Genomic DNA, 20,076 nt, shown 5'->3' on the forward strand with positions numbered 1-20,076 from the left:
TTTATTTTTTAATTTTTGGTTTTCTATGATTATCCATTCTTTCAGCTGCCTTTCCTTCATAAAGGCGTTTTAGTTGCCAAAGTGGTCTATCTAAAGTGAGTTCCCACTCAAATAGTTTTTTATATAACTCTCGGACTAATTCTGGTTTTTCTGATGCTAAATCGTTTACTTCAGAAATATCTTCTTCTATATTATAAAGTTCAGCAGGCCTATCTGGAAAGCGAATTAATTTCCATTCATTATGACGAACGGCTGCTCTGTTTTCTTTTTTCCAAAAGAGCGTTTTGTGTGGTTTTTCATTTATTTCTCCTTTTACAAATGGTAGTAAATCAACACCATCTAACCCATCAATTTGTGAAGCATTACCTCCTGCTACATTTACAAATGTTGGCAATAAATCTAAAGTAGAAACTGGGTTATTATATATTGTATTGGGCGTTAACACACCTTGCCAAGACATTAAAAAAGGCACACGAATACCGCCTTCTAAATGATTTGCTTTTGTACCACTTAACGGGTGATTAGATGAATGATTGGTATCTGAAGGGCCTCCGTTATCATTTGAAAAAACTATTAAGGTATTTTTACTTAGCCCAAGTTCTTTTATTTTATTGAGTACACGCCCAATAGCCCTATCCATACCAATAGTCATGGCTGCTAAAGTTCTGCGCCTGCCTGTTAAATGCGTTGGAACTTTTTCTAAATCATCTTTACGGGCTTCCATAGGCGTATGTACTGCATTGAATGACAAATAAGCAAAAAATGGGCGCTCTTTATTGCGTTCAATAAACGCCACTGTTTCATCTGCTAAAATATCTGTCATGTACTTTTCTGGTTGTTCATTGTATTTACCAAATCCGTACTCTAGGTATTTTTCTATTTCACCTGATGGGTCTTCGTCATTATAAGCCCAATAGCTTCTAGCACCACTTCTAAAACCTACAAATTCATCAAACCCTCTTTTTAAAGGATGAAATTCATCGGCATGTCCCATATGCCATTTACCAAAAACAGCTGTTTTATAACCTAACTTTTTAAGGTAATCTGCTACCGTAACTTGATTTAAAGGCAATCCCATTTTATCACCTAAATAGCGTGATGAACTGCTCATATACCCTTTTACATTGTTTTCTTCAAACCCAAATTTCTGCTGATATTTACCAGTTAATAATCCTGCTCGTGAGGGACCACAAACAGCTGCAGACACGTATGCTTGGGTAAACTTTACCCCTGTTTTTGCTAAAGCATCTAAATTGGGAGTGCTAAAATCTTTGCTTCCTTGAAATCCGAAATCAGCGTATCCTGCATCATCAGAAAAAATGAACAGAATATTAGGCTTTTGTGCCACTACTTTTTGGTGACTACAAGATGTAATCACCAAAAGTAATAAGCATAGTTTAGTAAAGTTTAGTTTTGAAATAGTCATTAATAAAATAATTAATGTTTATGTTAAGTTTTATCTACCCATCCAACCACCGTCTACAAGCACGATAGCTCCATTCATGTAAGCTGCTGCTTCTGAAGCTAAAAATACGGTTGGGCCTGCAAAATCTTCAGGATTACCCCAACGGCCTGCTGGAATTCTTGATAAAATTGACTCTGATCTTACAGGGTCATTTCGTAATGCCTCTGTATTGTCTGTAGAAATATAACCTGGAGCAATAGCATTTACATTTACACCTTTACCTGCCCACTCATTGGCAAATGCCATAGTTAACTGACCAATAGCACCTTTACTTGCTGCATAACCTGGCACAGTAATTCCACCCTGGAACGTTAATAATGATGCCGTGAAAATTACCTTTCCGCTACCTCTATTTACCATTTCTTTTCCAATTTCCCTGGTTAATATAAATTGTGCGTTTTGGTTAACCTCAATTACTTTATCCCACATATCGTCTGGATGATCGGCAGCCGGTGTTCTTAAAATTGTACCCGCATTATTTACTAGAATATCAATTTGAGGATGATCGGCTTTTACCGCCTTAATAAACGCATACAATGATTCTCTGTTAGAAAAATCGCACTGATAAGCACTAAATTTTTTACCTCTAGCCTCTACTTCTTTAGACACCTCACTACCTTCTAACTCTAATGATGCCGAAACACCAATAATATTGGCTCCTGCTTCTGCTAAACCAATAGCCATTGCCATACCAATACCTCGTTTACACCCTGTTACTAATGCTGTTTTTCCTTCTACACTAAATTTATTTAAAATACTCATTTTTATATTTTTTTGTTGATGTTAACTATCAATCTGTTTTTTATACACAGACTAACTGCTTAATAATTTTTTAAAGTTGGCAATCCATTAAAACTTTCATGCCATCAGGATTGTTATCTATATTTTCAAACACTTTTTGAATATTAGACAACGGTTGCACATCTGTAATCATGTCTTCAAAAGGCAATTCATTTGCTGTTATTAATGCAATTGATTTTTCATAATCTTCTTTTTCATAAACACGTGCACCAATTAACTTTAATTCTTTCCAGAAAAACTTAAATAAATTTACAGGTTTTGGCTGCCCATGGATTGCCACCATTACAATTCTACCTCTTATGCCTGCAACCTCTGTCATTATATCTAGTGCTGGTTGAACACCTGCCACTTCAAAAACAACATCGGCTAATCCGCCTTCAGTTTTCCCTTTTACATATTCAACTAAATCAACATCTAAAGGACTTACAGCTTCAAGCCCCATAGATTTGGCTTTTGCAATTCTTGTTGGGTTAACCTCAGAAATAATGACCTGGGCACCAACTTCTTTAGCAACCATAGCCACCAAAAGACCTATTGGACCACCACCTAAAATAACTGCGGTTTCACCTGCTTTTAAGCCACTTAAACGTACATCGTGCGTAGCTACAGATAATGGTTCAATTAAAGCTGCTAATTTTAAATCTGTGTTTTCTTTTAACTTATGAAGCACAAATGCTGGCACATTCCAATATTGTTGCATTGAACCAGGGCTATCAATACCTATGAAATTTAACTCTTCGCAAATGTGATTGAAACCCTTGTCTGAAGGTTTAACTTTACGGTCATCTAAAGGACGAACCACAACTTTATCTCCTTCAACAAAGCCTTCAACACCTTCACCAACAGCATCAATTACACCAGACATTTCATGCCCAATAGTTTGTGGCATTGCCACACGTTTATCCATCATACCGTGGTAGATGTGCACATCTGTACCACAAACTCCTGAATAGGCTACTTTAATTCTTACTTCGCCTGCTGCTGGAGTTTCAATTTGCTTTTCTACAACCGAAAAGGTTTTGTTTCCTTCGTATTGTGTTGCTATCATTTTAATTTAATTTAACTAATTATTGAAACTTTTAATTTTTACTATTTAACAATATTACTTCTTGTTTTTCATTATTACTATGACAAATGATTTTTAAAGCAACATATTTAGTTTTTCAAATATAAAAATAAGATTTATATACAAAAAAAACACATTTAACCAAAATAACAACAAAACACCAAAAAGTTTCAAATAAGGAATTAGTTTATTATTTGAAACAAATATATAAAATTTTGTTAATGGTTAATTATAAAATATTTAAAATTTACATACTGCTTTAGTTTTGATTATGTTGAGGAAATTAACACAACCATTATTCTTAAAAAAATATTAAAAAGCAAACTTTAAAGGAAGACTTACAAACACCTGTTATTAGGTTGCTACATACCCTAATTTTTCAGAAATATCTAGAGCGTATTTTGATACAATTTTACCTTTTTTATGAAACTCGTCATGTGGCAACCTACCGTGTGGTGCTGTTATCCATAGTGAAGCCACCGGATAGCCATACTCATCAAAAATTGGCGCACCTATGCAATGAATACCTTGAATATCTTCGCCATTATCTATAGCGTATCCTTTCTTTTTTACATCTTTTAGTTGCTCCCTGAATGTTACTTTTGATGTTATGGTGTTTTTTGTGTACTTAGTTAGTGTCATTTGTTTTATAATACTATCAGACTCTTCGTCAGGCAAAAAAGCTAAAATTGACTTGCCTCCAACAGAACTGTGCAAGTTAAATTGCGTACCACGCTCAACAAATAATTTAACTGGATAAGATGATGAAACTTGCTCTAAAATTGTACCTTTTTTAGATCCTAAAATAACACCTAGCATTACAGACTCTTTAAGTTCATCTCTTAAAGCACGCATTACATCAATAGACATTTCTACTATACTTTGCTCATTCATTGATGAAATACCTAGCGTAAGCATTTTTCTAGAAAGTGTTATTTTTTTGGTTGTTTCGTTTTTTTGGAGATAGTTTTTAAAAATTAACGTGTTTATTATTCTAAAAGCACTTGTTTTTGAAATATCTAGAACATCTATTATTTCAGTTAACGTTAGGCCTTTTGAATGATTTGCCAATAATTCTATAATTAATAAACCTCGTTCTAAATTAGGAACATTATAATTTGGCTTAGCATCATTACTATCTTTATTCATATCTTATTTATGTAGTTGAGCAAAAATAAGATTAGTTAACAAATAAAAAAATTGGCTATGATAAATCACAGCCAATTAAATACGGTTTAAGTAATAAACTTATTATTTCTTGCTTTCTTTTACTTCTCCTGGAGCAGTATGAGCCGTTCTTCTTTTAGAAGAAAACCTCATAATACTTTGGTAATGCCAACTATTGTATACATGTGTTAAACCCCAACGTAAAATTTCGGTTGGTTCTTTTTCAACATCTGCAGTCCTGTTCAACCCAATAGCATGAGCATCTACACTTTTAAGCACTGACATTATTTCAAAATTAATACCATCTGGCGCCCACTGAATAGTATTTTTTTCAGGACCATCGGTAGTAATTAATGATGCTATACCGCCATTGTATGGCCATACACAAATTTCATGACCGCTATTACTAATAGGATTATAAGGTGATTTTACATACGGACCTAAAGGGTTATCGGCAATGGCAACTCCATGGCGTATTTGACGACCACCAAAGGTAATTTCTTCTCCCATTTGCTCTCCTTTGTAATATAAGTAAAATTTACCTTTGTAAGGAATTATGCAAGGGTCATGCACTTTATGGCTATCAAAATCGCCTTTTTTCTCAACCATACTTCTATCTTGCAAATTATCTCCTTTCCAAATACCATTATCTGCAGGACTTAAAATTGGTTCATCAAGTTTAGTCCAAGGACCATCAGGTGATTCTGCCCAAGATAACCCTACTTGATTTTTAACTCTTACATTATAAGGTGATTTAACTGTTTGATAGCACAAATAGTATTTTCCATCATGCTCCATAATTTCTACAGTGAACACAGATCTATCATCATACGCACCTTTTTCACCTCTTTTAACAGCAATACCTTCTTCTTTCCACGTCCAACCATCTTCTGATGTTGCATACCAAATATCACATCTATCCCAAGGAAATACTTTTTCGTTTTCAATATCTCCTCCAAAACCTTGGGTTTCGCCTGTACTTTTAGAGTACCAAACATAGTATTTTCCATTATGCTTAATCATAGCACTGGGGTCTCTTCTTACAACACCTTCCTCATAAGCTAAATCGCCTTTTAATGGCTTTAACGGACCAAATTCAATAAACCATTCATTCCCTAAATCTGTAGGCCATTTTAATGCTCTTTTTGATGCTGCACTTAAATGATTTACATCTGTAATTCCTAAGTGATCTAATTGTTCTTTTGTTATATTCATAGCTTCTTCACTTGAGGCACCTGACTCTTTTGCATTTTGTTGTGATTGCTGTGAGTTACACCCCGCCATAATTAATGTTAATAATAATGTAGTTATAAAATTTACCTTTTTTTTCATTTAGTTGTAAGTTATGCTGATTAGTATAATTATGCATTATTAAATGCATTCCAAATGTAAAAATACAACACTCTAAATGCTTAATTTGAAACTTGACAAAAACTATACTAGCAAAAATAAATCTAAATATACTCTAATTTGAGCCACATGTCTGTAAAAACAAACACAAAAGCTTTAAATATCAACCTTTAAAAAAGTCTATTTACCTATAATTTTCAAAAGGAAATTTAACAACAAAGGAAATATAAAATTTATCTTTCAAAACAAATAATGATTAACTTACATCTTCTAAAATCATTTGTTTTACACATTTAATCATTTGTTACTAAATATTCATAAGTAATGTTAAAACTTTGAAATCAAACAAACTAAACTTTTAAACCACATGAAAAAAAAAACTAAAAAACCGTATTACAAAATCTCTTATTTATTAGTAATAGTACTAATAATATTTTCTTGCAGTAGCAGCGATTCAAACTCTGAAGAAGAAGCCACTTGTGAAAAAACATGTACTGAAGGATTTATACTGAACGCAGACAAATGTGAGTGCGAACCCGAACCATGTACACTTACCTGTGAAGACGGATTCACTCTTGATGAGGATCTTTGTGAATGCGAATGTACAAGAACTTGTGAAGATGGATTTACATTAAATGCTGATACTTGTGAATGCGAAGAAGACGAAGTATTTGTAGCTGAAATAATTGAAGTTGAAACTGAAACAGCCACACTTAGTGGAGATTGGAAACTTAAAACAACTATAGAAGGCTTTACAGGAGAAGGCTATATAGTTTGGGAAGGCCCAAATCAATTTTGGAAAGGAGATGCTAATATTGGAAACGCAGGCAGACTTACTTATAAAATTAATGTACCTAGAGCAGGAACGTATCAATTTAACTGGAGCTCGTACATAGCTAAAGTTGAACCAAGCAACCCTACAACTGAGCACAATGATAGCTGGTTAAGATTCCCTGATGCAGATGACTTTTACGGAAAAAAAGAAGGCAGTATTGTTTACCCAAAAGGGTCAGGTAAAACACCTAACCCTGCAGGAGAAAATGGTAACGGATTCTTTAAAATTTACATGAATACCGGAGGTGCTTGGACATGGACTAGCGGAACTTCAGATAACGATTTCCATTCAATTTATGTTCGATTTGATGAAGCTAAAGAATATACAGTTGAAATTGCTGCAAGATCAGCTTACCATGCTATTGACAAATTTAAACTAACAGAACAAGAACCTGAATAATATTTAATTTAAAACAAAATCTGGTACATCATTTTCTAAATTAGTGTTTTCAATATCTTCTTTAGAAATTGATGTATTCCAGATATATACTTTATTTAAGGTTTTAATATTTGCTAAAACTGGTAAACTTGCTTTTGTAATTTTAGTTCCAAAAAGATTTAAAACTTCTAATTGCGGCAAATTAATTTTAGATATACCAGCATCAGTTATATTATTTTTATTCAGTTTTAATTTTTGAACATTTTTAAATTGATTTATATCATCAATGTAACTGTCTGTAATTTGATTATCTTCTAAATATAACCACAAAATATTATCCTTTATTTTTGCTAAAGTTTCTAATTTCGATTTTAATTCTGAAGAATTATTAGCTGTTACAGTATTTGCAGGTAACTCTACGGCATAAATATTTGAATTAAAAACTAATTCAGACACACGGAAACCTTGGGCTACTATTTCTTTTAAAACATCATCAGGTATTTTAGGCAACGCTTTTAAACTTGCCTGTTTAGCTGCTCCTGCACTTAAACCCAACATATTAGAAGCTATTTTTGTAATATTTTCAGGTGTTTTAACGGCTCCAACAGTGTTTGAAAAACCAGCAAAAGCATTGTTAATCCAGTATGTAATAACAGCAATTTCTTCTTCTGTTAAAGGTGTTTTCCCTTCGGGCGGCATAAAATCTTCATGATGCGGATCTAACAACACGCGTTTCACAATTTCAGATTTATTGGCACTACCAACAACTACAGCTTCACCACCTTTTCCTCCTTTCATTATAGAAAGAGAATCTATTAATGACAAACCACCTTTTTTCTTGCTTTCGTTATGGCAACTAGTACATTTAGCATCTAAAATAGGCGCAACCAAGTAATCAAAAACCACAGCATCTTCAACTTTTTCAACAGGCACTAATACCTTTTCTTCTTTCTTATTAAAAGGCATATACTTTGTTAAATAATCACTACCATGAGTTAAATTACCTCCGTAGTGCCCTGTAACACTTAATAAAATTACTATAACTGTTAATGCTGAAATATTTGCTTTTAATTTGTTTTTGTTTGGTAGTTTTATTTTGTCAACCCTTATTAACCAAGCTACTAGAGTTAAAACAGTTGTAAATACCCCAAACCAAAAGTGGCTATCAAGCATATTTTCATCATAATCTCCACTAAGCGATAGCATGTAACCTAAAATACAAGCTATTAATGCAGAAAGAAAACCTAACATTAAAGCTAAAGGAATAGCCACTGTTATATTTTCATATTTTTTCTTTTTTCCGAAGATTTCTAAAACAAATGCAAAAAATAAAAATCCTATAGGAAGATGTACTACTAACGGATGAAATCTTCCTAAAAACAAGACAAAGTCTGGAGTTTGGCTCATAAAATATAATGTAAATTCTTTATATACGTGTTAATTTGTATGGTGCCGAATGATTAGCATTCCATTGGCATATGTAAATATTTTTGTCTTCATCTATACACACATCATGACCATGCAATATTGGTTTTTCATCAATTTGATACGTTTTTTGAAGCTCGCCGTTTTCATAAACTGGCGCTGTACCTCCTGGATTAGACACCACTTTATCGCCTTCCATAATGGTAACAAAACCTGTATGATCTTTCCAATTGGTTTTACCAACCTTTGGCTGAGACCAACAAACGCCGGCATATAAATTATCATCATCAAAAACCGCTCTACACACCTGCATATTTGGCATTTTTACTGTTTTTACATATTTACCATCTAGGGTAAAATACTTAAAACACTGCTCTGAACGTGATGTACAAACTACCATTGGATTTCCTTTTTCCCTATAATCTATTGCTACACCGTGGGCGCTCATTAACCTATAATTAGGATCTGGATTATCACTACCACCCCAATGACGGATGTATCTTCCGTTTAAATCATATTGAATAATTCTACTTTGTCCATAGCCATCAGCAACATAAATATCACCATTGGGTCCAATAGCGGTTTCTGTAGGACAAAAATCTTCTCCTGGTTTGTAAACACCAATAGTTACTGGGTGACCAATATCAAAAATAACCTTACCATCAACAGTTGTTTTAGCTACCCTACCATTGTGTTTTATCATTTTGTTATTTTTACCTAGCGCCCAACCAGAGTCTGCTATATATAACATATCTTCACCACCTTCATCATGTAATGTTAAGCCATGACCACCTTGATAGGCTGTTCCCCAATAGTCTAATAACTTACCTGATTTATCAAAAATTAAAATATTATTTTGAGGATGATCTCCTATCATAATTAAGCGCCCTTTGCTATCCATTACCATTTCATGACAATTAAGTAATGGTATTCTAGTTGAACTTATTTGCGCCCAATTTTTAGTTAATTTATATTTATAATCACCATGCCCTAAAATGGTATCAGTTTCTTTTAGAAAATGATTTGAAGTTTGCTTTTTAGTTATTATTGAAGCTCCAAAAACCGATGAAGACGAAGCTAAGGCAGCACTAGCCGCCAATCCTGTTTTCTTTAAAAAATTTCTTCTAGAAGACATAGTTTATTATAATTTAGTTGTTGTTTATGTTAATATATCTTTAACCACATGACCGTGCACATCAGTAAGCCTATAACGCCTTCCCTGATGTTTAAAAGTTAGTCTTTCATGGTCTACACCAAATAAATGGAGCAATGTTGCATGAAAATCATGTACATGAACCGGATCTTTGGTTACGTTATAGCTAAAATCATCGGTTTCACCGTAAGTAAACCCAGGTTTAACACCTGCACCAGCCATAAACATGGTAAAAGCTTTTGGATGATGATCTCTACCGTAATTCTTTTCAGTTAATTGTCCTTGTGAATACACGGTTCTACCAAACTCACCACCCCAAACAACAAGTGTATCATCTAACATACCGCGTTGTTTCAAATCTTTAATTAAAGCTGCTGTTGCTTGATCTGTTTGTTTAGCTTTATTTTTAACACCCCAAGGACAACCAATATGCTGATCCCACCCTTGGTGATATAATTGTACAAACTTTACCCCTTTTTCAAGTAATTTTCTTGCCATTAAGCAATTTGCAGCATACGTTCCTGCATCTCTACTATCTTTACCATACATTTCAAAAACATGGTCTGGCTCATCAGAAGTATCTGTTACTTCAGGTATAGACGTTTGCATTCTAAAAGCCATTTCATATTGCGCCATTCTAGATTGAATCTCCGGATCTCCATAGGCATCATGCTGAATAGAATTTAATTTACCTAAGTAATCAAGCATCTTCTTTCTATCTGTTCCGTCATAATTATCTGGATTATTTAAATACAACACAGGGTCTTTTCCTGATCGAAATTGCACACCTTGATGTTCAGTTGGCAAAAACCCATTACCCCACAAACCTGCTTTTAACGGTTGACCACTTCCGTTTTTAGATATTAAGGTAATAAATGTTGGTAAGTTTTCATTATCGGAACCCAAACCATAACTTAACCAAGAACCTATTGATGGACGCCCGGGTAGTTGATGCCCTGTTTGCATGAATGTAACTGCAGGTGTATGGTTAATTTGATCTGTTTGCATTGATTTCACAAAACATAAATCATCTACCACTTCAGATAAATGTGGCATAATTTCACTAACCCACGCCCTAGATTCTCCATACTGCTTAAATTTGAACAACGATGGCGCTACAGGCAATGAACTTTGACTACCACTCATACCTGTTAACCGCTGACCACCAATAACAGATTCTGGTAAATCTTTACCAAACATATCAACTAATTTTGGCTTATAATCAAACAAATCTAGTTGTGATGGCCCACCACTTTGAAACAAATAAATAATACGCTTTGCTTTAGGCAAATGATGCGGTAAACCTAGTTTATTTTTTGTAAAACTATTTATTGCTTTATCTGCTCCACCAATTGAGCTCCAAGCCTTTTCGGTATTTAATAAACTACCTAATGCTAAAGCGCCAATACCTAAAGACGTTTTTTTTAAAAAATGCCTTCTATCAATTTGTTTTTCTACGCTTTGAAGATCTTTATTATTTGATCTTAAAATATCATGATGATCACACATAATACACTAATTTATCGTTTTGTAATAAAAGCATCAGAATTTATAATTGTTGATGCTACTACCGCATTTGCTGCAACTAAAGCTATATCGTCTTTGGGGTCTAATTTGTGCTCACCAATACTTATCCAGCCTTTTGCTTTTGCGTTGTTATTTTTAAATTTTTCAAATTCAGATTTTTGTAAATCTGTAAGAATTGCTAATTCTTCTTTCTTGATAGATCTTCCTGTTAGTTTTTTATACGTTTTTGAAATACCTTCAGTTACACTATCATATTCTACCATTTTTTTACCTAACACTCTCGCAGCCTCAACAAATGTTGGATCATTGAGTAAAACTAAAGCCTGTAATGGTGTGTTTGTTTCTTGTCTTCGGGTTGTACATAAATCTCTTGAAGGCACATCAAAAGTTGAAATTGTTGGGTGTGGTACTGCACGCTTCCAAATAGTATACATACTTCTTCTGTATAATGCTTCACCTTCGCCTTGCGGATAAGTATCACCGGTTACACGCCATAACCCTGGCGGCTGATACGGATGCACACTTTCTCCACCAATAGTTTCGTTTAATAAACCAGAAGCGTAAAGCGCATTATCTCTTAACATTTCACCAGACAAACGTTTTGAAGGCCCTCTGGCTAACAACCTATTTTCACCATCAATTTCAATTAATTCATTACTGGCTAAACTACTTTGTTGGTAGGTATTAGACATTACTATTAATTTATGCAAAGCCTTAACATCCCAACCAGATTCAATAAATTGTATTGCCAACCAATCTAATAATTTAGGATGTGATGGCAACTCGCCTTGGTTACCAAAATCTTCAGCTGTTTTAACAATACCTATACCAAAAAGATTTTGCCAGTAACGATTTACTGTAACTCTTGATGTTAATGGATTATCAGGATGTGTTATCCACTTTGCTAAACCAATTCTATTTTTTTCAAATGCATCAGTAAAAGGAAAAATTTCCTCAGGTGTGTTTGGAAAAACAGAATCTGTTGGTTGGTCATATTGCCCTCTATCTAAAACATAGGCTTGTCTTATTCTTGAGCTTTCTTTCATAACCATAATTTGTTTAACATTATCTACACTATCTGCTAAAACCAAACGTTCTTTTTCTAGTTTTTCTAATACTGAATTGTATGGTTTTGAGTTTACCGATAAGTAATAGTTTGAAAGTATATTTTTTTCATGGGCGGTTAAATTTGCAACAGCTTTTTGTTTGATAGCATTTAATTTATCTGCGCTAGAAATTTGCATAACCTCAACCTCAGAAAGTTCTTTTTCAAAAACCATTAAATTATCAATAACAGCGCCTCTTATTCCTTTACCTCTCCATACAGCTCCAATACGTAAACCAGGTTCTATTATAGGACTGTTTTCATATAATTGTAAACCATGAAAAATAATATCTTTATACAAGTTATCAAAGGTAGTTTTGGTTTGAAGTTTTTCACCATTCATATAAATAGACACACCACTTGCTTTACTTGAACCATCATAAGTCATGGTTAATTGTACCCATTGTTCTTTTGGCACATCTTTTAAAGATTCAACTACTAAAGCGTTGTCTGGCCATACGTGTGCCAATAATGCTTCAAGTTTATTATCCTTAATTTTTAAATGGTAACCCCTAAAACTATGTAGCTCAGGACTATTCATTTTATGAAAAATAACACCTGTCTCTAAATCTTTTGGAATATAAACATCTATACCTATAGAAAACGCTTCGGCTCTTTGGTAAATACCTATTTTGTCCAGGTCTAACCAAGTATCACCATCCATATAAAGCCCTTTGCCTTGAGAGCCTTCTTTAAAAACTGCAGGCTCATTTTTAGCAAATTGTTGGCGCATTTGTATATTATTTTTTCCATTACCACCAACAGTATTTACCAGCTTACCATTATCAAAATTAAATGCCGCCACCAATGCTCTTGGCTTTGCTTGTGGTGCTATTTTTTTATAACCTTCGCTAGCAATCCAATCTTTAGCTTTTTTCTGCTCATCAGTTACAACATTTTCAAGTGATTTTTCTGTATCATCAACAAGTGTTTCTAAATAAGCTAATACTTTTTCTTGCTCTTCAGTTGGAAGCATCATTGCTGGCACAGGTGTAGCGTTATCCCATGAAATAAGGCCCGTTTCATCAACATTATTAAAGAAACTGAACATTTCGAAATAATTTTTTTGAGAAATAGGGTCGTATTTATGGTCATGACATTTTGCACACTCTAAAGTTAACCCCAAGAACCCTTGTCCGGTAACAGCTGTTCTATCGGCTACATATTCTACACGAAATTCTTCATCAATAATTCCACCCTCCATATTTTGTGGGTGTAACCTATTAAAAGTAGTTGCTAATTTTTGTTCTCTAGTAGCGTTTGGTAACATATCACCTGCCATTTGCCAAAGTATAAACTTGTCATAAGGCATATTTTTATTAAAACTCTCAATTACCCAATCTCTCCATGGCGATGTATCTCTGTACCTATCAACACTATAACCATGCGTATCTGCATAACGCGCTAAATCCATCCAATCTAAGGCTCGTTGCTCACCATATTTGTTTGACGCCAACAACCTATCTACCTGTTTTTCAAACGCATTAGGCGCATCATCATTAACAAAGTTTTCTATTTCTTCTAATGTTGGTGGCAAGCCTGTTAAATCTAAGGACACTCTTCTTAACAACGTTTCTTTATCAGCCTTTTCTGAAAGTTTTAAATTTTTTAATTCGAGCTGCTCTAAAACAAAATTATCTATAGGATTAGCAACCTGCTCTTTATTTTTTACCTTTGGAATAGCATGATTTTCAGGCTTTATAAAGGCCCAATGATCTTTATATTCAGCGCCATCTTCAATCCATTTTACCAGAACAGCTTTTTCATAATCAGATAACGTTAAATGCGAACTTGGTTCTGGCATTATCAACTTAGGGTCATCTGTCATAATTCTATGAAAAAACTCGCTTTTGGCTAAATTACCTGGTTTAATAGCTACTTTGCCTGGGTTTTCAGGCAACTCTGCATAAGCTACCTCAGCAGTATGCAACTGTAAACCACCTTTAATATTTCCTGCATCTGGTCCATGACAGAGATAACACTTATCTGATAGTATGGGTTTTACATGTTGATTAAAGTCTAATTTCTTAGGCAATTTATCATACTCAACTGCAACGGTTTCAGGTATATCTGGACCGCCACATGAAAACAAAAAGGACACCATTATTAAAAAGGTGACAAATCTCATATTTTTTAACATAAAAAATTACTATTGAATTTTTTTTTCAAATATAAACGAAAAGTTTTCAACTGCAAATAACAAAATCAGACTATAAATTGTACATTTCCGATATTTAATTATAAAAAATCATATTTTTAAATACTTTTGAAATGTAAAAAAAAGGTGTTTTTAAAATATAAAACTTAAAAAAAAGTACAGTAATAATGCAGCAAAATCTTCATCATATAAAATTAGATTTACTTCACGTTGGCTACGCTAAACTAAACCAAAACTGGAACTATAACAATGTTATTAGCCCATTTACACGGTTGTTTTACGTAACCACAGGCAATGCCAAAGCATACCATAATAATATTGAATTTAATTTGCGCCCAGGCTTTATGTATTTAATACCTAGCTACACCTATAATAGGTACAAATGCGATAAATACCATGAGCAATATTATGTTGGTTTTTTTGAAGAAACTAGCAACGGCCTATCTATTTATAACTTAAAAAACTTTAAATATGAAGTTAAAGCATCAATATCTGATGTACAATATTTTAAGAGACTCATGGAGCTAAACCCAGATATGGCTGTTACAAATAGTGACCCTAAAGCCTACGTAAACCAATCTTTAAAAGAAAGTTTTCAAAAAAAGGATAACAATACAAGCTACAGCAAACAACTTGAAACACACGGCATTTTATCTGTTTTATTATCTAGATTTATTGATGCTAACACAACTAAACATACAACGAATACAAAAACCAATTTTGAAAGAGTTTTAATTTACATTACTGAGCATTTACACGAAGAACTTACTGTTAAAAGTTTAGCAAATTTTTGCCATTTAAGCACAGATCATTTTTCAAGAGTATTTCTTGAAAATTTTGGCATAAGGCCTTTAAAATATATTCAAACTAAACGCGTAGAAAGAGCTCAACTTTTGCTTTTAACAACAAACAACTCTTTACAACAAATAGCTACTAAAGTAGGCTTTGAAAACACATCATACTTTTCTAGAGTTTTTAAAAAAACAACAAACAAAACACCTAATAAATTTAGAAAAGAACAACTAAACCACTAGTAAAAATCCATGCAAACCAAAATAAAAACCATTTGTTGCACAATATAATTTATAACTAACTTTTTTTAACTTAAGCTATAATTAAATTTGCTAAACAACTTAAATTACAACTAAACACAAAACCCATGAAATCACTATTAAAAAAAGCATTTTTATGTAGCATAACATTTTACTTTTTAAACTGTAATGATGCACCAAAAGAAAGTGCTTTAGCTACAAAACAAAACGAAACATCTACTAAACACAATAAAAAGCCCAATATTATTATTGTACTAACTGACGATCAAGGTTGGGCAGATGTTGGTTTCAACGGCGCAACAGATATCCCTACAGACAACCTTGATCGGTTAGCCAATCAAGGTGTTATTTTCTCCAATGGTTATGTTTCCCACCCATATTGCAGCCCTTCAAGAGCTGGTATTTTAACAGGACGATACCAAGCACGTTTTGGGCATGATTGCAACATGCCTTATCAAGGCGAAAACGATAATACTGTTGGCACTCCATTATCTGAAAAAATGATTTCTGAAGCCTTAAAAGAACAAGGGTATAAAACGGCCGCTATTGGTAAATGGCACGTAGGAGATCACCCAGATCTTCACCCCAATGCGCAAGGTTTTGACCACTGGTTTGGTTTTGCTGGTGGTGGTATGAATTTTTGGGGCATACCCAAAAGCCCTATCAACAAAATTGTACGCAATGGCAAAGATGTTTCACAAGATGAGTTAAGCTATTTAACCGATGATTTCACTGAAGAAGCCATTAATTTCATTACTAAAGAAAAAGACAATCCATTCTTTATATACCTTGCCTATAATGCACCACATGCACCAGACCACGCTACGGAACAATATCTAGAAAACACCAAACATATTGAATACGGAGGAAGAAGTGTTTACGCAGCTATGGTTAACGGTGTTGACATTGGTGTTGGAAAAATTGACTCTACATTAATTGCCAACGGCATTAAAGACAATACTATTATTGCCTTTTTAAGTGATAATGGAGGCAGAAAAGAACATGCCGATAACAGACCAAACCGCGGCCATAAAGGAATGATTTTTGAAGGCGGTATTAAAGTACCATTTTTTATCTCATGGCCCGCAGGTATTAAAAGCAACCAAACTTATAACAACCCTATAATTTCGTTAGATTTATTCCCAACTTTTCTTAATGCTGCTGGCGGAAACATTAATAACGAACCTCAACTTGAAGGTGTTAATTTACTACCTTACATTGAAGGTAAAAACACTAACAGACCCCACGAAAAACTTTTCTGGCGCTCTGTGGGGGGCTTTGAATATGCCGCAAGAATTAATGATTATAAACTATACAAAAGTGCCTATAAGGGAAAAACTTTGCTATTTGATTTAAAAAACGATCCCTTAGAAAGAAACGATATTGCCCAAAGTAATCCTGAAATAGTTTCTAAATTAGAAAAAGCTTATGTAGAATGGAACTCTAAAAACCTAGATCCTGGATGGGTAGATCCGCACCCAGAAAATGTAATTAAAGAAGAGCAAAGGCTTCAAGAAACAAGAAAAAAATCATTAAATAACAAAAGATAAATGACTAAGCAGTTTAAGTCCATTTTAATACTAGCATTTATAGCTATAGGCTTTGTTAACGCTCAAATACAAGAGCGCCCTAACTTCATTTTTATTTTAACAGACGATCAATCGTATGGCATGATGGGATGTACTGGGAACAATATTGTACAAACCCCTAACCTAGATAAACTTGCCCATGATGGCACTTTATTTAATAATGCACACATTACCAGTGCCATTTGTACACCAAGTAGAATTTCAATTTTATTGAGTCAATACGAAAGAAAACACGCTGTAAATTTTAATTCTGGCACCAGTGTATCAGATGAAGCTTGGGCAAAATCATACCCAATGGTTATGCGTAATGCTGGTTATTACACCGGTTGGATAGGTAAAAACCATGCGCCTATTGGTAAAGGCGGTTACGGCAGCGGCCTTATGGAAAAGAGTTTTGATTATTGGTATGCAGGACATGGCCATATTAGATTCTACCCTAAAGAAGTGCACAATATTTTTAATGATGCCATTGCAGACACACAGGTTGAAATTATTAATGAAGGAATTAATGATTTTTTAGACCCAAATGAGCGCAAACTTAAAGGTGCTATTAAATTTTTAGAAAGCAGGCCTTCAAATAAACCTTTTATGCTGTCTGTTAACTTCAATTTACCCCACAGTGCAGGCACTGGCTCAATGAAGCTACGAACAACTGATGATGATATATATAAAACCATGTATCGTGATTTAGATATTCCGCTTCCTAAAAATTACATTGCTAAAAAGGATATTAAAACACCTAAGTTACCAGCAGATTTATTAAAAGTTGAAAACAGACAAACTGGCTACAATTACGTTGACAAACCCGAAGACAATATAGAACGTTATACCCGCCAATTACAAGCAATGACGGGTATTGACAGGTTAATTGGTAACCTTAGAGCTAAACTAAAAGATTTAAAACTAGACAAAAACACCGTTATAATATTCACTTCAGACCACGGATTATTTATGGGCGAACAAGGTTTAGGCGGAAAAGCACTGTGCTATGAAAAAACCACACATGTTCCTATGATTGTTTACAACCCTGAACTTAAGAAAAAACAACGGGGTTTAACAAGTGATGCCTTAGTACAAAGTATAGATGTTGCACCAACTATGTTAAGTTTAGCTGGCGTTAGCATTCCTAAAGAATTTCAAGGCAAAGACATTTCAAATTTAGTTAAAGGTGATAAAACCGAAGTTAGAAATTATGTGTTTACTGAAAATTTATGGGCAACACAATTTGGCAACCCTAAAATTGAAGCGGTACAAAACAAAGAATGGAAATATATACGTTACTATAAAAACACCAGTTTTCCTGCATTGAAGAAAATAGCGGCTGCCAAAGAGCTTGGTTTAAACCTAAATGACATGCTTTACAAAGTACATGATACTGACATTGCTATTTATCGTGCACTTTCCAATGGTTCTCTTGAAGGGGAAACACCTGTTTATGAAGAGCTTTACAATCTAAAAAACGACCCTTCAGAGCTTAACAACCTAATTAACAACCCCAAACACGCTTCAGTTTTAAAAGAATTAAAAACAGCTTGGAAACAAGAATTAATTAAAGCACGTGGCGAAGGAAAACCAAAGGTGTACAGGTACACTTACGAAAGCGAATCTACATCAAATTACAAAAGTAAATAACCATGAAATACATTTATACCATCTGCTTTTTATGCCTGCATTTTTTTGCACATGCAACAGATTTTAATGTTTTAAATTATGGCGCTAAAGCTGATGGTGTAACGCTAGATACCCAAGCTGTACAAAGTGCTATTAACGCTTGCACAAAAAATGGCGGCGGAAACGTTATTATTCCAGCAGGAAAAACTGTAGTTATAGGCACTATTTATTTAAAAGATTATGTAACTCTTTATTTAGAAAACGGGGCTACTTTATTAGGTAGTCCTAATATTGAAGATTATGCATTAGACACCCACAAAAACATGTACAAGAACGAACCGCACATGGATCGTTGTCTAATCTTCGCTAAAGACGCCAAATCCTTTGCTATTAAAGGTGAAGGTACTATTGATGGTAATGGTTATACAAAGAACTTCACCAAAAAAAAAGGTGGTAGACCTATGATGATTCGCTTTTTAAGATGTAATGATATTTATATTGAAGGCGTTTCATTAATAAATCCTGCTGCTTGGACTTCTGCTTGGTTATACTGCAATGAAATTGTAGTTGAAGGTATTAAAATTGTGAGCAGAGTAAATAATAATGGTGATGGTTTAGATTTTGATGGCTGTACAAATGTTAGAGTAAGCAATAGCTCATTTGATACCAGCGACGATTCCATCTGCTTGCAAACTTCTCACCCAGACTATCCGTGTAAAGATATTGTTGTAAGTAATTGTGTGTTTACAAGTAAATGGGCTGGTTTGCGTATTGGCCTTTCTTCTAGAGCAGACTTTGAGTCGGTTACCATATCAAACTGTACATTTCATGATATACAAGACTCTGGTTTGAAAATTCAAATGAATGAAGGTGGCGAAATGAAAAATATGGCCTTTTCTAATTTAGTTATGAAAAATGTTCCTCGTCCAGTTTTTATGACGTTTTGCCAACAACGTGCAGGTGTTGATGCTCCAAAAGAAATGCTTCCTATGAAAGCAATGCATGGGTTTACATTTTCAGATTTTATTATTGATAATAGTGAGCTTGATAAAAATTCAGCTTTCTTTTTAACTGGAATGCCCAATAATTACATCACCGATATTCAATTAAACAACATTCAAATGACGGTTTCTGGTGGCGGTACTAAAGAAGATGCCAATAAAACTATTAAAGAATACACTTTAGATACCTTAGGAGAATGGTGGCCAGAGTTTTACCTAGTTGGCACACTACCTGCTCATGGTATTTATGCACGACATATAAAAGGTTTGTTTATTAATAATGTAAACATTAATACTATTTCAAAAGATGAAAGGCCTGCAATAATATTTGATGATGTTATTGATGGATATACTTACAATATTTTTTCGAATAGAAAAAAACTATATTAGCTA

At 33.8% G+C, this 20,076-nt stretch carries 14 protein-coding genes; 5 read left to right on the forward strand and 9 right to left on the reverse strand.

Annotated features, from left to right (window positions below; genetic code table 11):
* Position 1: 1 nt before the first annotated feature.
* The 5 genes from FUA26_RS13465 to FUA26_RS13485 form a co-directional block, all read right to left on the reverse strand.
* On the reverse strand, positions 2-1,426 hold the full coding sequence (locus FUA26_RS13465; protein WP_147137160.1) for a sulfatase: 1,425 nt from the start codon (positions 1,424-1,426) through the stop codon (positions 2-4).
* 30 nt (positions 1,427-1,456) lie between these two features.
* Positions 1,457-2,221, reverse strand: a complete 765-nt coding sequence (locus FUA26_RS13470) for an SDR family NAD(P)-dependent oxidoreductase (RefSeq protein WP_186826921.1) — start codon at positions 2,219-2,221, stop codon at positions 1,457-1,459.
* Between the two features lie 76 nt (positions 2,222-2,297).
* Entirely contained in the window at positions 2,298-3,314 is a 1,017-nt protein-coding gene (locus FUA26_RS13475) for a zinc-dependent alcohol dehydrogenase (RefSeq protein WP_147137165.1), read from the reverse strand.
* Between the two features lie 372 nt (positions 3,315-3,686).
* Positions 3,687-4,481: an IclR family transcriptional regulator gene (locus FUA26_RS13480; RefSeq protein ID WP_147137168.1), complete on the reverse strand. Its 795-nt coding sequence runs from the start codon at positions 4,479-4,481 to the stop codon at positions 3,687-3,689.
* A gap of 102 nt (positions 4,482-4,583) precedes the next feature.
* Complete coding sequence (locus tag FUA26_RS13485) at positions 4,584-5,714, reverse strand: glycoside hydrolase family 117 protein (RefSeq protein WP_394344921.1); 1,131 nt, start codon at positions 5,712-5,714, stop codon at positions 4,584-4,586.
* Positions 5,715-6,216: 502 nt separating this feature from the next.
* On the opposite strand from FUA26_RS13485, the gene FUA26_RS13490 reads away from it, so the two are divergent.
* Entirely contained in the window at positions 6,217-7,083 is an 867-nt protein-coding gene (locus FUA26_RS13490; protein WP_147137173.1) for a carbohydrate-binding protein, read from the forward strand.
* A gap of 3 nt (positions 7,084-7,086) precedes the next feature.
* On the opposite strand, the gene FUA26_RS13495 is transcribed toward FUA26_RS13490, so the two are convergent.
* The 4 genes from FUA26_RS13495 to FUA26_RS13510 are packed head-to-tail and all read right to left on the reverse strand — an operon-like array spanning position 7,087 to position 14,400.
* Positions 7,087-8,469, reverse strand: a complete 1,383-nt coding sequence (locus tag FUA26_RS13495) for a DUF2231 domain-containing protein (RefSeq protein ID WP_147137176.1) — start codon at positions 8,467-8,469, stop codon at positions 7,087-7,089.
* A gap of 19 nt (positions 8,470-8,488) precedes the next feature.
* Positions 8,489-9,622: a twin-arginine translocation signal domain-containing protein gene (locus tag FUA26_RS13500; RefSeq protein WP_147137179.1), complete on the reverse strand. Its 1,134-nt coding sequence runs from the start codon at positions 9,620-9,622 to the stop codon at positions 8,489-8,491.
* Positions 9,623-9,646: 24 nt separating this feature from the next.
* Entirely contained in the window at positions 9,647-11,149 is a 1,503-nt protein-coding gene (locus FUA26_RS13505; protein ID WP_147137182.1) for a DUF1501 domain-containing protein, read from the reverse strand.
* A gap of 11 nt (positions 11,150-11,160) precedes the next feature.
* Positions 11,161-14,400: a DUF1553 domain-containing protein gene (locus FUA26_RS13510; RefSeq protein WP_246109141.1), complete on the reverse strand. Its 3,240-nt coding sequence runs from the start codon at positions 14,398-14,400 to the stop codon at positions 11,161-11,163.
* Between the two features lie 197 nt (positions 14,401-14,597).
* On the opposite strand from FUA26_RS13510, the gene FUA26_RS13515 reads away from it, so the two are divergent.
* From FUA26_RS13515 to FUA26_RS13530, 4 genes are all read left to right on the forward strand, one after another.
* Entirely contained in the window at positions 14,598-15,464 is an 867-nt protein-coding gene (locus tag FUA26_RS13515; RefSeq protein ID WP_147137189.1) for a helix-turn-helix domain-containing protein, read from the forward strand.
* A 125-nt stretch (positions 15,465-15,589) separates the two neighbouring features.
* Entirely contained in the window at positions 15,590-17,032 is a 1,443-nt protein-coding gene (locus FUA26_RS13520; RefSeq protein WP_147137192.1) for a sulfatase-like hydrolase/transferase, read from the forward strand.
* Positions 17,033-18,703 carry a sulfatase-like hydrolase/transferase gene (locus FUA26_RS13525; protein ID WP_147137195.1) on the forward strand — a complete coding sequence of 557 codons (1,671 nt, stop codon included), beginning with the start codon at positions 17,033-17,035 and terminating at the stop codon, positions 18,701-18,703.
* A 2-nt stretch (positions 18,704-18,705) separates the two neighbouring features.
* Positions 18,706-20,073, forward strand: a complete 1,368-nt coding sequence (locus tag FUA26_RS13530; protein ID WP_147137198.1) for a glycoside hydrolase family 28 protein — start codon at positions 18,706-18,708, stop codon at positions 20,071-20,073.
* Positions 20,074-20,076 lie beyond the last annotated feature (3 nt).

This window comes from Seonamhaeicola algicola (assembly GCF_007997385.1).
GTDB lineage: Bacteria > Bacteroidota > Bacteroidia > Flavobacteriales > Flavobacteriaceae > Seonamhaeicola > Seonamhaeicola algicola.

What these genes read in the sequence shown, in the direction of transcription:
- FUA26_RS13505 (WP_147137182.1), bottom strand. Translation starts at nt 11,149, where the DNA reads ATGTGTGATCATCATGATATTTTAAGATCAAATAATAAAGATCTTCAA.
- FUA26_RS13490 (WP_147137173.1), top strand. Translation starts at nt 6,217, where the DNA reads ATGAAAAAAAAAACTAAAAAACCGTATTACAAAATCTCTTATTTATTA.
- FUA26_RS13475 (WP_147137165.1), bottom strand. Translation starts at nt 3,314, where the DNA reads ATGATAGCAACACAATACGAAGGAAACAAAACCTTTTCGGTTGTAGAA.
- FUA26_RS13500 (WP_147137179.1), bottom strand. Translation starts at nt 9,622, where the DNA reads ATGTCTTCTAGAAGAAATTTTTTAAAGAAAACAGGATTGGCGGCTAGT.
- FUA26_RS13510 (WP_246109141.1), bottom strand. Translation starts at nt 14,400, where the DNA reads ATGAGATTTGTCACCTTTTTAATAATGGTGTCCTTTTTGTTTTCATGT.
- FUA26_RS13525 (WP_147137195.1), top strand. Translation starts at nt 17,033, where the DNA reads ATGACTAAGCAGTTTAAGTCCATTTTAATACTAGCATTTATAGCTATA.
- FUA26_RS13485 (WP_394344921.1), bottom strand. Translation starts at nt 5,714, where the DNA reads ATGAATATAACAAAAGAACAATTAGATCACTTAGGAATTACAGATGTA.
- FUA26_RS13515 (WP_147137189.1), top strand. Translation starts at nt 14,598, where the DNA reads ATGCAGCAAAATCTTCATCATATAAAATTAGATTTACTTCACGTTGGC.
- FUA26_RS13530 (WP_147137198.1), top strand. Translation starts at nt 18,706, where the DNA reads ATGAAATACATTTATACCATCTGCTTTTTATGCCTGCATTTTTTTGCA.
- FUA26_RS13520 (WP_147137192.1), top strand. Translation starts at nt 15,590, where the DNA reads ATGAAATCACTATTAAAAAAAGCATTTTTATGTAGCATAACATTTTAC.
- FUA26_RS13495 (WP_147137176.1), bottom strand. Translation starts at nt 8,469, where the DNA reads ATGAGCCAAACTCCAGACTTTGTCTTGTTTTTAGGAAGATTTCATCCG.
- FUA26_RS13465 (WP_147137160.1), bottom strand. Translation starts at nt 1,426, where the DNA reads ATGACTATTTCAAAACTAAACTTTACTAAACTATGCTTATTACTTTTG.
- FUA26_RS13480 (WP_147137168.1), bottom strand. Translation starts at nt 4,481, where the DNA reads ATGAATAAAGATAGTAATGATGCTAAGCCAAATTATAATGTTCCTAAT.